The sequence below is a fragment of the Pseudoalteromonas sp. APC 3495 genome, assembly GCF_030407645.1.
GTDB classification, from domain to species: Bacteria; Pseudomonadota; Gammaproteobacteria; order Enterobacterales; family Alteromonadaceae; genus Pseudoalteromonas; species Pseudoalteromonas tetraodonis.
This window is the reverse complement of the sequence record NZ_JASDDA010000010.1, coordinates 70,906-85,863: the sequence shown is the minus strand read 5'-3', so window position 1 is coordinate 85,863 and position 14,958 is coordinate 70,906. Positions and strand designations below refer to the sequence as shown.

General features: G+C 39.5%; 14 protein-coding genes. 6 read left to right on the top strand and 8 right to left on the bottom strand.

Features of this window, described 5'->3' with window-relative positions:
- The 6 genes from QL984_RS06390 to QL984_RS06365 form a co-directional block, all read right to left on the bottom strand.
- Complete coding sequence (locus QL984_RS06390) at positions 1 to 846, bottom strand: DUF4198 domain-containing protein (RefSeq protein WP_290172128.1); 846 nt, start codon at positions 844 to 846, stop codon at positions 1 to 3.
- Between the two features lie 34 nt (positions 847 to 880).
- Positions 881 to 1,390: a DUF2271 domain-containing protein gene (locus QL984_RS06385; RefSeq protein WP_290172126.1), complete on the bottom strand. Its 510-nt coding sequence runs from the start codon at positions 1,388 to 1,390 to the stop codon at positions 881 to 883.
- Positions 1,390 to 2,022, bottom strand: a complete 633-nt coding sequence (locus QL984_RS06380) for a PepSY-associated TM helix domain-containing protein (RefSeq protein WP_013466239.1) — start codon at positions 2,020 to 2,022, stop codon at positions 1,390 to 1,392. Before QL984_RS06380 ends, QL984_RS06385 begins: the two co-directional genes overlap by 1 nt.
- Before the next feature lie 82 nt (positions 2,023 to 2,104).
- Positions 2,105 to 2,500 (bottom strand): YbaN family protein, encoded by a 396-nt coding sequence (locus tag QL984_RS06375; RefSeq protein WP_290172124.1) that lies wholly within the window; start codon positions 2,498 to 2,500, stop codon positions 2,105 to 2,107.
- 142 nt (positions 2,501 to 2,642) lie between these two features.
- Positions 2,643 to 3,929 (bottom strand): porin, encoded by a 1,287-nt coding sequence (locus QL984_RS06370; RefSeq protein ID WP_290172121.1) that lies wholly within the window; start codon positions 3,927 to 3,929, stop codon positions 2,643 to 2,645.
- A gap of 111 nt (positions 3,930 to 4,040) precedes the next feature.
- Positions 4,041 to 4,523 carry a MarR family transcriptional regulator gene (locus QL984_RS06365; protein WP_016899014.1) on the bottom strand — a complete coding sequence of 161 codons (483 nt, stop codon included), beginning with the start codon at positions 4,521 to 4,523 and terminating at the stop codon, positions 4,041 to 4,043.
- A gap of 415 nt (positions 4,524 to 4,938) precedes the next feature.
- Here QL984_RS06365 and QL984_RS06360 point away from each other — a divergent pair, with 415 nt between their 5' ends.
- The 4 genes from QL984_RS06360 (at position 4,939) to QL984_RS06345 (ending at position 10,852) form a co-directional block, all read left to right on the top strand.
- On the top strand, positions 4,939 to 5,793 hold the full coding sequence (locus tag QL984_RS06360) for a D-hexose-6-phosphate mutarotase (protein ID WP_290172119.1): 855 nt from the start codon (positions 4,939 to 4,941) through the stop codon (positions 5,791 to 5,793).
- Between the two features lie 16 nt (positions 5,794 to 5,809).
- A complete protein-coding gene (locus QL984_RS06355; protein ID WP_036950028.1) occupies positions 5,810 to 6,355 on the top strand; it encodes a PH domain-containing protein in 546 nt (181 codons plus the stop codon).
- A complete protein-coding gene (locus QL984_RS06350) occupies positions 6,345 to 7,895 on the top strand; it encodes a PH domain-containing protein (RefSeq protein WP_290172117.1) in 1,551 nt (516 codons plus the stop codon). The genes QL984_RS06355 and QL984_RS06350 overlap by 11 nt, the downstream gene beginning before the upstream one ends.
- Positions 7,896 to 8,038: 143 nt before the next feature.
- On the top strand, positions 8,039 to 10,852 hold the full coding sequence (locus QL984_RS06345; RefSeq protein ID WP_290172116.1) for a hypothetical protein: 2,814 nt from the start codon (positions 8,039 to 8,041) through the stop codon (positions 10,850 to 10,852).
- A gap of 17 nt (positions 10,853 to 10,869) precedes the next feature.
- Here the strand turns inward: QL984_RS06345 and QL984_RS06340 are convergent, their stop codons facing one another.
- Both QL984_RS06340 and QL984_RS06335 read right to left on the bottom strand, forming a co-directional pair.
- Entirely contained in the window at positions 10,870 to 12,033 is a 1,164-nt protein-coding gene (locus QL984_RS06340; protein WP_036957022.1) for a hypothetical protein, read from the bottom strand.
- 48 nt (positions 12,034 to 12,081) lie between these two features.
- A complete protein-coding gene (locus tag QL984_RS06335) occupies positions 12,082 to 13,215 on the bottom strand; it encodes a PepSY-associated TM helix domain-containing protein (protein ID WP_036957026.1) in 1,134 nt (377 codons plus the stop codon).
- A 272-nt stretch (positions 13,216 to 13,487) separates the two neighbouring features.
- Here QL984_RS06335 and QL984_RS06330 point away from each other — a divergent pair, with 272 nt between their 5' ends.
- Together QL984_RS06330 and QL984_RS06325 are read left to right on the top strand one after the other, a co-directional pair.
- Positions 13,488 to 14,102 (top strand): PQ-loop domain-containing transporter, encoded by a 615-nt coding sequence (locus QL984_RS06330; RefSeq protein ID WP_016899022.1) that lies wholly within the window; start codon positions 13,488 to 13,490, stop codon positions 14,100 to 14,102.
- A gap of 65 nt (positions 14,103 to 14,167) precedes the next feature.
- Positions 14,168 to 14,956: a PhzF family phenazine biosynthesis protein gene (locus QL984_RS06325; protein WP_013466229.1), complete on the top strand. Its 789-nt coding sequence runs from the start codon at positions 14,168 to 14,170 to the stop codon at positions 14,954 to 14,956.
- The last annotated feature ends 2 nt before the right edge of the window (positions 14,957 to 14,958 follow it).

Genomic DNA, 14,958 nt, shown 5'->3' with positions numbered 1-14,958 from the left:
TTATTCAGGTGCTACTTCAAGGGTGGTAAATAATACATAGCGGCTGGCGTCTACATCTTTTTCGTTTACTGTCACTTTTTGAGAGGTTTCGATTAGGTATAGGCCTGGCTCTTTCCACGTTGTGCTAAACATGCCGTTTTTGTCGGTCGTTACTTTTATTTCGCCACGTTCGTTACGGTAGCGTGTATCGCCTTTTAAAATGCTGACTTCAATGCCTTCGCCAACCGGCTTTCCATCGCTTATTAGCTGAAAGCGCGCTTGCTCGCCAACAAATAGATCGTTTGGATGGGTTGGGCCGCTAAGCTCTAAGCCTTGACCTAATTGTACTGGTTTAGAGGTACCATTATGACTAACAAAGGTATCAACAGTAGAGATGGTTTTAATTGTAGTGATGTCGCTGGCGTCTTTAGGTAGATTGGCATCTGCTTTTTTGGCGAATACACGGCTTCGCTCACCTGCTGTATTTTTGTAGAATGTCATGTACATAGGTTTTTGCGTCATCGCAATATGATAGGTGCCTTGTTGCTGAAGTTTTACTGCAGCAGAGCTTTTGCGTTGTAGGTAGTAGGCACGAATGGTATCGGTAACTTGCTCGCCATTTGGGGCAAGTGCCATAAGCAGAGTGTCGTCGTACTCTGCGCCTTTTGTGCTTGGACGAAATGCTTTATCAGGTGCAAAAATTTCGTTAGAAATACTCACATCAATCATTACATAATGGGCTTTATCCCCTGATAGCGAAGTATGCGAAGGTAGTAACCAGCGGCCATGTGCACTTGCAGCTGTTGATACCAGCGCTGATAAACTCAGTACGCCAATGAGTGCTGTTTTTAATAAATTAACGTTCATTATTTTTCCTTTAAATTTGAATGATAAGTAGGGACTACCTAGCGGATACAGTGACAAAGCTGGTTGAAAATTCGTTTTTGCCATCAATGGTTATTTTTCCTGATTGGGTTAAATCAAGTTCAATACGGCTGTAATCACGCCCGCCTTCTTCACGAACAACTTCAATATTTAACAGGTATTTTCCTGCGGTAACTGATTTGCCATTAAGATCGTTTCCGTCCCAATTAATGGTATAAGTGCCTGCGCGTTTGGTTGCGCTACTAACCCCATCGAAGTTTGCATCACTTTTACCTGCTTTACGCCACCATTGGCGTAGGTCTTTAAACCATTCCGCTTTTTGTACCCAAAGCGCTAAAGTTGTGACATGTTTTCGCTCTGGTGTTTCGAGCCAAACTGCAACATAAGGGCGATGATAGGGCTGCACATCTAACTCAGGTAGAGTTAATTCGATTTCTAATTGGGGCGATTGCGCTGCCACCGAAGTGTGAAAACACACGGCAATTAACAACAATACGGTGTTAATTAAAGATTTAAACTTGAACATTAAAATACTCCTTTAATTTGTGGAACCCAGCATAAATAAATAACCAATGGTGTTGCGATTCCTAATACGGTTATCCATATTCCTGCTAAGCGTTTTTTTCTGTTTTGAAATAAAATAATCATGCCGGTGATGGCAAATAGAATCATCAGCACCGCTGATATATCAATAACCCAGCTCCATACTTCTCCTGAATGACGGCCTTTGTGCAAATCACTGATAACACTTAAAAACCCCCCGGTTTGATAATCGAGTAACAATTCACCACTGATAAAATCAAACTCTGCATAGGCATAGCCTGCTGGTAATGGGTAGTCGAGCATAACCAGTGAATCTTGCTTTTCCCATTCAATGCTTTTCACTTTATTAAGCCCATAGTGTTTGGCTAAGTAAGCTTCTATTTGTGGATAAATAGCAGGCAGGCTATTTAATTGTGTATTTGCTTGAGTAAGCAGATCTTGGGGGATTTGGACCGTAATTTGGCCATTGTTTTTATCGTTTTTTAACCAGTCAACATGGTTTAGCACTATACCGCTTACACAAAATAGAATAAGTAAAAAAAACAAAGCGGTGGAAATATAGATATGTAGAGTACGACTTGTACTATATAAAGTGCGTTTATTAACAAAGGGCATAAAAGGTACAAACTTATTTAATTTATACGGATGATAATGATTTACATTAGCTGTTACAAATTTATTTACCAAACTTTACACTTTATTTTTTAGGAGGAGCTGAGGGCTTAGAAATTAAGTAAGCCATAACCAGCACTTCAACAACAGCCACTTGGGCAATAATCCAAGCTGGAGGGCTGTTGTATAATAAAAATATAAAGCCTATTAGCATACCTATACCCGCAGCATATTTTGCCTTTACAGGAACCACTTGATGGGCGCGCCAATGTTGTAATGTTGTGCCAAAGCGAGGGTGGTTTAATAGCCAAGACTCAAGCGCTGCGGATGAGCGAGCAAAACAGGCTAAGGCTAAAATTAAAAACGGCGTGGTTGGCATAACCGGTAGGACAACACCAATAATGCCCAGTAATACACACAGTAGCCCCAGCAATTTAAAGCCGAAATTTTTATAATAAATAAAAACGTTTTTTATGCTCACTTTAGCTCTTTTTTAATTAATTAAACGGTAAAAGGGTAAGCTAATTAAAAGGTAAAATGAAGAGAAAATGGCTTAGTTGCATGTTATTAACTAAGCCATTTAGGGTTAGCAAAGGAAAAGAATTTCCTGATTGCACTACCTATTAAAAGTAATAGCCTAAATTAATATTAAAACGGCGCTCGGTATCGCCATCACCAATAATGGTACCGCCAATAAAGGGTTGATTGCGGGCTTGTACGAAATCAACATAACTAAAGAATCCGCCAGCAGTAATGCTCATACCGGTTATATTCATCCAAGTATTGGCGCTATTATCTGACTTGTTGTAGATGATCCCATAGTCGTTATAAAACTGCAGGTTGGTAACTGGGCCCCATTCTAGTGCGTAGTCATAGGCAATATTAAAGTTGGTCATTATGGCTTGGCTCGATACACTGTCATAATAGTCAAAAGCACCCACCGCAAAGCGGTTATTACCATCGTCTAAGTCGTAGTCATATTCACCGTGTTGCAATTGAATATTCCAGTTATTAATGTTGCTGTTTAAGTGAACAGCCCAAGCACTGTAATTACCAGCGCGGTCTTCACCGTCGTGAAGTCCGCCACTGAGTAACGATACCCCGATGTCAGTGGTGATATTTTTACTATGCTCAAGCTGATAAGTAGCGCGACCAGCAAAGGTGTTGTATTCACCAAGCTGCTTTGCTGGTTCAGCATAGATGCCTTCGTTTGCAGGACGACTACCAACAATATCATAAGAGTAACGATGATTTTTGTCTGATGCTGAGCCATCAACTCCACCCAGTTCATCATTTTTGAAAAAGCCTAAATCAAGTGTCCAGTTGTCTTTAAGTTTGCGCTTAGCAACCACACCTAAATCAAAATCATCTTCTAGGCCAACATAGTAGTTAGTGCTAAAAAAGTAGCTGTGGGAATTATAAGGACCGTTACCAAACGGCACGGCTGTTATGCCTGCCTGAGCTTCCCAGCCATCAATAAATTCGTACCCTAAGTAAGCGTACTTTACGACAGTCATATAATCGTAAAAGCGTATTTCACCATTGACTGAAATATCATTAATTTCGCCAGAGACATTTAACCGGAAAATATCAAAATCAAAGTCACCACCGCGATCTTCATTGTCTTCATCGTAAGAGTTTATACCGTAGTTAGCGCGAATAGCACCTCCTACCTTTATTCCAGATGATTGCTTTTCTTGCTGTGCAGTATCTGTAGAAGTAGCTTGCAACTGTTTACTAACTTGTTCTACTTGCTGAGACTTTTTTTCAGCGAGTTTGCTTTCAAGTTTATCTACTTGTTGCTTTAACTGCGTTAATTGGCTTTGGAGAGGTTGAAGATTTGATGCATAAGAATTGCTAGCAACACCACTTAAAATTAATGCGAGTGTTAGTTTTGAGAGTTTAGTCATAATAGCCGTTTTGATTGTGATTAAAAAAATAAAGGCGCAACGATGCGCCTCTTAGTGTGGAAAAAGGAGAAAATGGCAGACTAATTTAGTTTATTGTTTTTATACTGCGTTTTATTCTTTAGAAGTTTGAAACAGTGCGCCTACTTCTAAAAGAGGAGAGGCATCTAGCTTATCTGCATCCATCATTGCGGCAATACGTTGCATTGATGAAAGTAGTAGGCTCTGTTCCCATTCAGCAAGCGCTGAAAATTTTTCGATAAAGTGTTCTTGCAAGGGCTGAGGCGCTTTTTCGAGTAATTCTTTACCTTGTTCAGTAAGGTATAAGCTGACCCGGCGTTTGTCCATTTGACTACGAACGCGTGTTACCAAATTCTTGCTTTCTATTCGGTCAAGAATATTTGTGACCGTTGCCGGACTTAAATTGACGTTTTGCGCAATACGACTGGCGGTAATACCATCAGTTTGAGACACTTCTTGCATAATAAGCAGTTGTGGTCCAGTTAAACCCGCTGTTTTATTAAGTTGTTTTGAATGTAAGTCAATCGCACGGATCACCTTGCGTAAAGAAACTAGTAACTCGTCATATTTTTGCATTTGTTTGTCTCATGAAAGGCGAATCAGTTGCCGTAATCACGAAATGTTACACATCAAATAAATTGAATTCAAATGATATATGTTGTTTTAGCCTGCTGTTATTAGTTTTTATTGGTTTTTATTAATTTGAGCAGTAATTAAAATGGCATTTATTATCTTTATTTTATTAAAAGTTAATAACACTCTGTTTGCTAAGGCTGCGCACCTTACGTAAGTTAAAAGCGATACGCAAGCCACAGGTTTAAAACTTTAGTCGTAATTGAGCCGTTGATGTGGCATAAAAATATAGTAACTAATTCAATTTAAATAACTATTCTATGTAGCTTATGCTTTAAGCATGCATTATTGTTTGTGTACAGTAACCTGAACTCAGGTTAAGTACTAAAAAATTAGTCTCAGTGTTAAAGGAAATAAAATGCAATTATCACCCTCAGTATGTATTGAGCGTACACATAGCGGTTTGGAATTTATTAGTATTAATAGTCGCCAATGTAAGGCGAAGATATTTTTACAAGGTGGGCAAATAACTGAGTTTACACCCAAAGGTAAATTGCCACTATTGTGGGTGTCTGGGGATGAAACCTTTAGCGAGGGGAAGGGCATTCGTGGCGGTATTCCTATTTGCTGGCCTTGGTTTGGTCAACATGAAAATAAAGACTTTCCAGCACATGGTTTTGCGCGCACGCACGTATGGCAAGCCGATGAAGTGCATGAAACCGAGAACGAGATTACTGTTAGTCTTAAATTACCAATGAAGCAGATAGATTCTACCTTTTGGCCTCATCAATCTTCTTTAAGGGTTGAGTTTATTTTATCAGAGCAGTTAGAGGTGCGTTTAACCACCTGCAATTTAGGTAACACCCCATTTAGTTATACACAGGCGCTGCATTCTTACTTTCCAACTGATGATATTAATAATACTCGCGTAACAGGGCTGCAAGGGGCGCAATACATAGAATTTGGCCAAGGGCCTTATCAGCAAAGTGATGTGGTTGGTTTTACCCGTGAAACCGATATGGTTTATACCCAAGCCGCGGCTGTGCAAACCATTGAAACTCCTCAAGGGATGATCAGCGTTAGCAGAGAAAACTCGCGCTCGTGCGTGTTATGGAATCCATGGATTGAAAAATCAAATAGGCTATCAAATTTTGCCGATGATGATTATAAAAGCATGTTATGCCTAGAGGCTGCGAATGTACTTGAAGATGCGGTTACGCTTGAACCAAAACAAAGTCATACCCTAGTAACAACAATTAAGTGGCTTGGCTAAGCCTACCATACGCGTAATGGAGCAAAGTGTGTTTACTAATCAACAAATAACCGACCTACCGCAACATAAAAGCATAGTGTTTGAGCCGCTTGCGGACAAAGCATTGTTGCATGCACAATTGAATTGGTTGTTATTTTTCATTCCTTTTTGCTTAGTACTAGCGGCTGTTTGCTATTTTAATACAGACTTTGCTGCTATGGCGCAAGGTTACTTATTGGTTGCTGTTCCGCTATTAATTTTACTGTGTATGTTATATAGCGTGTTCAGCATAAAATTACAGGGCAGCGCGTTGCGTACCCACGATATTGCTTTTAAAAAAGGCATTATTTGGCAGCAGGTGACAATTTTACCGTTAGCGCGTGTGCAGCATATTGAAATACACCGTGGGCCCATAGAGCGAAAGCTTGGTTTAGCCAGTTTAAGACTTTATAGCGCAGGGGGGATGAGTGCCGATTTACAAATTAGCGGCCTGACCCACGAAAAATGCAAAAATATTCGTCAGTTTGTACAAAGCTATCGCCACGATGAAACCGCAAGCGAGGTAGCTGCCAGTGAGTGTTGATGCTGCGCAAATAACGTCACCTTCACTTAATTGGCAAAAAGTGTCGCCCTGGGCGCTGGCTTATTTTGTGATGCATTTTAGTGTGCGCTTCATAAAAGACGGCTTATTTAATTTACTGCCCGTGTTGGTGGTATTTGTTACCCAAGTAGAAAATAAACTCTTTTGGGGGCAGGTTGGGCTCGCGGTTGCTTTGACCTCATTGCTTGCCTATTGTTTTTTGTATTACCGTAGTTTTCGTTTTTGTATTACTGACGAGCATGAAATTTTACTTAATAAAGGCGTATTTAAAAAAGAGCGACTTACCTTAAAATTTTCTCGAGTGCAAAACGTAAATATAGCGGAGCCATTTTACTTCACCCCCATAGGGTTAGTTAATTGTATTTTTGATGCGGCAGGCAGTGTGGCTCAAGAAGCTGTTTTGCCAGGGGTAACTAAAGATTACGCGCAACAAATGCGTAAACGAGTGTTTGACTATAAAGCGCAGCAGCAACCATCAGCTGAAGTGGCTGATACAGCGCAATCTCATATTGAAGAGCAGAGCGAAAATAGTTTAGTTATCACCAATAAAGAAATAGCTAAGTTTGGTTTAATGTCGAATATGGCTATTTTGGCACTTGCGGCAATTGCCCCTTTTATGAATGTGGCCATCGACTTTTTAGAGCAGCAATTTATAACAAAAATAGAGAGTTATTATCAGCAAGAGCTCGGTATGATGGCTAATGCAGCTGTGTTAGCGGTTATTACTTTAATTATTATGTTGGTATTTATTGCGGTGTTTTTATCGGTGACTATGTCGCTCATTCGTTTTTATAACTATCAGCTTTACTTTAAAAATAATAAATTCAAACGTATTGCAGGGCTGTTAGAGCGTCATCAACTATCAATTAGTTTAGACAAAGTACAGTCAATCGTTATTAAGCAAAACCTAGTTGCTAGGCTATTAAAACGCTTTACTGTGGAGTGTTTGCAAGCCAGTAGCGGCGGTGCTGCAAGCATGGCGAAAAAAAATAAACAAACCTTAGTGCTGCCTGTGCTCACGCAGGAGCAAGTTGATAATGTGTGTCAGTGGATTTATCCGTGGTTTGACAGTAAAAAGCTGGCATTCAATGCGGTAGAAAGGGCGTTGTTATATAAAAACACGGTGTTTTATGCTTTGCTACCGAGCGTTGCTTCTGGTTTTTTTATTAGCTTTATGCAACTTAATATATTAATTGCATTAGCATTATTCTTGGTATTAGCCGTGTTAGTGTTTTTATCTTATAAACGTTATGGGTATTACCTTCATCAACAAGATGGGCGTTTTTATATGGTGGTACGCAAAGGTATGATTGGCGTGCATTACCGGGTCTTTGAGCTGTACAAAGCACAAAGCGCTCGCAGTGTGAGCACCTTTTTTATGCGTCATTCTGGCTTAAAAAGCCTGTATATACAACTTGCTGCAGGCGGTGTGTATGTCCCTTATTTAAAACAGCAAGATGCTGACTTCATTATAGATTTTACACTTATGCAGGCTGAGTCAGACCCTCGCAGTTGGATGTAACTTCCTTTGTTCAAAACTCAGATTAAATAATAAAGCGGGTGTAAATACACATTTGCACATGCTTTATTACACTTTTTTACTGCCCGTTTTTTCCATTTGATAATACTCTAAACATTATCAAATGTACTATTTAAGGGATTATTGTGAAAAAGTCACTCATTGCATCAGCCTTATTATTGGCTGCACCTAGCTTTGCTGCTAATTGGCAAACCATTCATACCGAGCATTTTAATATTCACTTTAGTAGTGAGCATACTGATTTTGCTAAATCGACTGCTGTGGAGCTGGAAATTGTTCGCACTAAAGTGCTTGAGCAACAAAACCGTGCGCTTGATAAAATCGTCGATGTGGTGGTGTTTGACCCTCTAAATGCAGCGAATGGCTTTGCCTTACCAACCTCTAATAATCCTGTTATGGCGCTTTTTACTACGCCACCGCAGTCGGATACCGTGATATCAAATTCATCGGGTTGGCAGCAATTGTTGGTGCTGCACGAATACATTCATTTAGTCCATTTAGCGCAGCCAACCCGTAACGACTGGCAGCAAAAGATTCGCGGTGTATGGGATATATACGATTTAACCTATGGTGATACACCGCGCTGGGTAGCCGAAGGGTACGCCACTTTAATCGAATCAAAAATGACAGGTCGAGGGCGCTTATTTGATAACTATGCTGAGGCAATACTTAGAGAGTTTGCTCAGCAGGGAGCGCTTCCCACCTATGGGCAACTAAATAGCGATGAGGGCTTTATGGCGGGCTCTATGGCATATTTAATGGGAAGTCGTTTTTTATATTGGCTAGAGCAAAATTACTCAGAGCAGCTACTCGATAATGTATGGGTTCGTATGCGAGCAGTGAAATCACGAGATTTTGACGACGCATTTTCTGGTGTATTTGGGCAAAGCGCTGCAAGGTTATATCGTCGATTTATTGCAGAGTATACCTATAAAGCGATGCAACAAGAGCAAACCGAATCACCACTTAATAGCAAGCTTTGGTTAGAACTTGATTTATACGCTAGCAATCCCGCTCTTTCAAATGATGGTAGCAAAATTGCGATAGTTGAACGTGATGAAAAGAGTAAAACAAAACTAATAATTTACAGTACAGAAGACAACACCAAAGCACGAGATAAGTTTACTAAGGTGCAAAAGGAGCTCCTAGAGAACGATAAGCAAGATGTTCCTGATACCCCGCCAATCGTGTTTAAGCGCGAACAAAAACAAGTACTAAATCAAATTAATCGCGCAGGTATTGCTAACCCGCAATGGGTAAATAACAACACACTTTATTTTAATGCCTACAGTAGTGAAGGATCGGGAACTTATAACAAAGTGTCTGACATTTTTAGCTACAACACCGACACTGGCAACATAGAGCAACTTACAGAGCTGGCCGGTATTCGCCGTTTTAGTGTTACCCGTGATGGTGAAACACTTTACGGTGAGCAAATAAGAGCTGGGTATTCTGAATTAGTAAAAGTCGATCTTAATACACAAACAATCACGCCATTTTTTACTAAGAGCTTAAAAACAAGTTATGATTACCCGACACTGAACCCCGATGAAACAAAATTAGCTTACTTATCAGCATCATTAAACGAAAATTGGCAGTTGTATATACAAGGCTTAAACGGTGATGCCAGGCGGTCAATCCCAATGCCTAACGGGTATCAGTATTTAAGTCAGCCGAGTTTCAGTCAAGATGGGGAATCTATCTATTTTGTTGCTGGCCTAAATAATAAAACTGATATTTATAATTATCATATAAAAAATAACACCCTCACCCGCTTAACTAACGGGCAAGAAGCGCTCGCATACCCGATTGAGGCTGAAGATGGCTCACTACTTTATTTCTCTATTAATGCCGATGGCCCTGATGTAAAAACGCTTACAACAAAAAACCGCACAGCCGTGACTGATTTCGCTGTAAACAGTGAAGCTCCATTGTTGATGGTAAATAAGCATACTCTGCCACCGGCAAAAATATATACCGATGAGATAGCAGAACAAAGCGATTACGCAGTACTTGATCAGCAAGCGACGTTTGCTTTGGGATCTCAGTATTATTCAGCGTCAACCAGTTTGCTAAGTGTAGGTATAAAAAGTAGCGACCTATTAAAACAACTTGATTTACAAGCGGGTTATAACATTGATTTGCATGACGGTGCATTACATGGCGGCTTTATACAAGCAAAATACAATGCGTTAAATACAAAGTTTAAGCTTGCGCTATTTGATTATAATTTGGATACATCACATCAATATCAACCTAGCTTAAACGCTGATATTGAAGCCCGAGGTGGTTATGCTGCAGTAAGCCACCCATTGAAGTTTGGCCAGTTACATTTAACCCCAGAATTGGCCTATAACTATACAGATTATAAAAATAGCCATAAAAATTGGACACGGTTGAGTATTGCTCAAAGCTGGCAACATGACCGCCAAGCATTTGCTATTGGGCAGAGTATTTATGCCAGCATTTATGATGGGCAGAATCACAGTAGTCATTGGCAAGGTTATGACTTGGCAGCAAAAATATTTGGTAAAGCGTTTGATATACCACTTTTTGTTAACTTTGAGCAAAAGCAAAGAGATGACAGTAGCCTGACATTAGGCGGCTTTAGTTCTAATTTAATTAATCAGCAGCAAAGTAGTGAATTTGTGCTTGCTGCTGAACTGCCTTTTTATAGTGCAACCACTGAGCGCTACCAAGGGTATGGTGGTGGCATTAGCTTTAAAGAGGGAATGCCTTGGCTTTATTACAAGCAACATCAATTAGATAGCAACGTTTATGCACAAAGTTACGGCTTAAAATACCAAGGTGACTTTAGCTTCGGGATGGGGCCTGCGGGCGTTAATGACTTAACCTTTGATATGGGGTTGTCGCGAGTAGAAGGTGACAGCTTTGAAGATGAAATGCGCGCGTGGTTAAGCTTTTACTATTCATTGTAAAAGCCTATTTAGCTAAGTTACTTACTCGCTTTTAAGGACAGTAACTTAGCTTGATATACATTTAACTTTTGCTTGTCTTTTTCGAGCTCTATCGCTTTCTCAAGTAATTTTTGTGTTTGGTGATTTTTTCCTTGTTGATAGCGAATTTTAGCAAGCTCTAAATAAAGTTCTGCAATATACGGCGCTTTTGTTATGGCTTGTTCAATATGCTCTGTAGCGGTATTAATTCGTCCTGTTTCTAGATCATTTTTTGCAATAACTAAAAGTTCATAAGGATCTTTTTCTACTTCAGCAAGTCGGCTTGCTAATTGTTCAACAAGTTGCTGATCACCAATTTGTTTGGCTAAAACTTGATAATTAGTAAGTAAATTTATATTTATCAGCTTATTATCTAAAGCAGTTTGGTAAATAAGCTGTGCACTTTTTAAATCGCCAGCTCGTCGATGTAAAATTCCAGCCATATTAAATAGCTCAGGATCATAAGGGGTGTATTTATTTGCTTGTAAAATAAGAGAGTACGCTTGATCAAGCTGCTTATCTAAAAGCGCGTCAGCAGCTAAGTTACTATAAAATTTAGAGATTAAATCATTATAATTAGCACTATCAGAATACACACTACCTCTGGTTGGGAAGTAGTCTATTAAGGTTCCTGGGCGAAAAAAAGTGATCACATTTTCTTCTTTTTCAGGCAGTTCCTCTTCTGGGGCATAAACTTTAGTTCTAAAATGGTTTGCTACATAAACCAAGTTATCTTCCTGTGCGTAAACTGGCTCGCTAGTCATTTCTTGAAAGCTGGTTTTAAGCCCTAATGTTTGTGCATAACTTTGGGTAAGAACAGCAAGGCTGATACAGTTACCTTGTGCAAGGTTGAGAGATTGAGATGATGTAAGCGTATCGCCATGATAATTAAAATTAGAGAGCTGATTTTCAAGGTAGTTATAAATAATACGGTCACTACGAATATTAGCTGTTTGTTGTTTTGTTACGAAGGCTAAAAAGCGTGCTTTTTCTGCCTCGGGAAGTTCAAATATAACCTTTTCAGAAGGTGTGGTTTGTTGTACAAATAATGTGTGATTAATTAATGAACTTAATTGTACGCGCTGAGTTTGCGTATTGATTTTGCTGCTGCACCCCACAACAAATAAAAAAGTTAAACTTATTATTACCTTGAACATATTCATTAACTCACTCCCTCGTTGGTTTCACTTTACAAGGGAGTGATTGTTTTATCAAGCATTCGCGCTTCGTCGTTGAGTTAAGCGATTTTTGTGTGATTGCTTTTTACGCTTACGGCGTGTGAGCCATAAATAAAAGCCTGTACCAGCGAGCCATACAGGGCTAAGGCCAACAATACACCATAGTATTTTACTGATAAGCCCAGCAAAATAACCAAAGTGTAGTTTTCTAAAACTGTCTATTACTTGCCAACCAGCACCAGCCTCTCGAATATCCCAGTTAGCGATGTGTTCACCTGTTTGCTTATTATAGGTTATGGTATTGGCATATTCACTGGTAAGTGGGTTACTGGTATTTACTTCGCCATAAAGAGTGATATTTTCATCGGACTCTCGTGGAAAAACTAAAAAAGTTGTATTAAAAGTGGGTATTTGCAGCTTGCTATCATTAAGAATCCGCTCAAAAGAGATGTCGTCACTATATAATTTATTTGTAATAGTGTGGTGCTCTTCTTCTGCGTGTTCTATTACTTCGTGATACCACACTGCACCATTAAAATAACCACCTGTAATCGCTAAAACGATAAGAATAGGTGAGCCTAAAACACCGGTCATCTTATGAATGTCACTGAGTACTATTTGTAACGTTGCGCGCCAGCGTACGCTAAATAGTCGCTGCCAAAATTTGCGGTAAATAATTAAGCCAGTAATACCTAAAGTTAATAAAAATAAAGCAAAAAAGAACCCTAATACGGTGCCTGTTTGCCCTGGTAAACTTTTTAAGTCGTTAAGTAAAAAGGTGTAATGGAGCTCTAAAAACCAGTCGGTAAAATAATGAGTTGTGCTTACGGGTTCTGATAAAACTTCTCCTGTGTATTGGTCTAAATGCAACTTATACCAATCGTCAGTGCCACGCTTAACCAAATAAAGCCGGTCGGCGGTGGTGTTATTAAAAAGCTCCCAGCTTCCTACTACATACTCAGGAAAGGCTGCTTCGGCTTTATCTATTAATGAGTCCATAGGTAAGCGAGCAGCTTGCTGCTGTACCACAAAGTGTTTGTCAGGCATCAGTAAGCCGTCTATTTCACTTTTAAACACTAAAACACTGCCAGTAATGCTAATAACAATTAACGGAATAATGGCAATTAGCGCCAACCAACTATGAATTTTAAACAGTGTTTTTCTCATTATTTTAGCTTGTATGTTAAATTACACGTATGCGCATGATAACAGTTATCATTTGTATTGCAATTAGTTAAAGTGGCGTGCTGTGAAGTTTTAGTAACGGTTTTTGTATACTCAAGTTGCCATCACTAAAAACTAAAGTAAGCGTTAAGCTTGTATAAAACCTAGCCAGCCCTACAATGCGCGCACACAAATAAAGCCTTTAAAAACAGATGTTTAAAAAGTGTTTTATTTCTTCCTTTTTATTAACAACAATGTAACGAGCGAGGTTTGCTTTGGCGTATTATTTGCCTATTTTGTCAGTGTTTATTTTGGTTTTTAGTTTTTTACCGCTACTTAATAAAATTATTAAAAACCGCAGTGTATCGGGTGTATCACTGCTAATGATGACATTTGGTTTAGCGCAAAGTGTGTACTTTATTAGCTACAATCTTTATTTTGCTCGCTTTTATATTGCCTTGCCGTTTTTTGCGACAGGATTGTTGAGTGGTTTAATTTTATACTTTTTTGCCCGTTATAATGCCGCTAAACGTCAGAAGCTGCAGTTACTTGGCATGCTTAGCTTTTCGTTATTACCTTTTTTGTTGCTGTTAAACCCTAACCTAGATACTGCCTCTGTGCTAAACGGCTTAACTTATGTGGGCTTAATTATGAGTTCGGTTCGGGTTATGCCACAAACCTATAAAACATTGCGAACAGGGAATATTAGTAACCTGAGTGCGCGCTATTTTAGTTTGCAATTTATAGCAGGTATCTGTGGTTTGTTTGCAGAGCTAGCCATGCCAGTGCAAAGTACTTCGCATATATTAATGTTTATTATGATATTGCTAACTAATGCGCTGCAATTTGCGTGTATGCAGTATTATCGCGTACGTCCTGTGTTGGCATAAAATTATAGTGACCGTTAATTTCATTTGTGGCACTTTGAGTGACCAATAAATAAAAAGTGCCCACTATGAAATTAACTATCCATCAAATCGATGCGTTCAGCAGTGAACTGTTTAAAGGTAATTATGCTGCCGTGATCCCATTGGAGTCTTGGCTTAGTGATGATCTTATGCTGAATATAGCTTCGGAAAACAATGTGTCTGAAACCGCTTTTACTTGTCAGTCGGCAGATGGAAGCTTTGCGATACGTTGGTTTTCGCCATTAATGGAGATTGATTTTTGCGGCCATGCTACTTTAGCGGCGGCCTATGTGCTTTGTGAGCAACATAGTATATCGCAGGTGTGCTTTAGCGCAGAGGCGGTGGGCAAACTGATTGTTAATAAAAATAACGATGGCAGCTTTGCTATGACCTTTCCTAAACAAGCCCCTGAAGAGGTTCAGCTCATCCCTGATGCTCTATTAGCTGGCCTGTCTATACAACCTGTTAAAGTGCTGAAAAACCGCCAAGCTTATTTTGCTATTTATGATAATGAGCAGCAGGTTGTAGATCTGAAAACAACCAATGAACAACTAAAAAAATTAGCCCCATTAGATGTGGTTGCAACAGCACCGAGTGTTGAGTACGACTTTATTTCTCGTTATTTTTGGCCTGCCAGTGGGGGTGATGAAGACTTTGTAACCGGCTCAATTCATACTGGGCTTGCCCCTTATTGGGCAGGGCAGTTTGGAAAAAATTCTCTCAGTGCTTATCAAGCCTCACAACGAGGTGGGAAGCTACACTGTGAAGTGGGCAATACAACAGTGACATTAACGGGTCATGCCGTAAGGTACCTTAAAGGCACTATTTACCTTTGAGT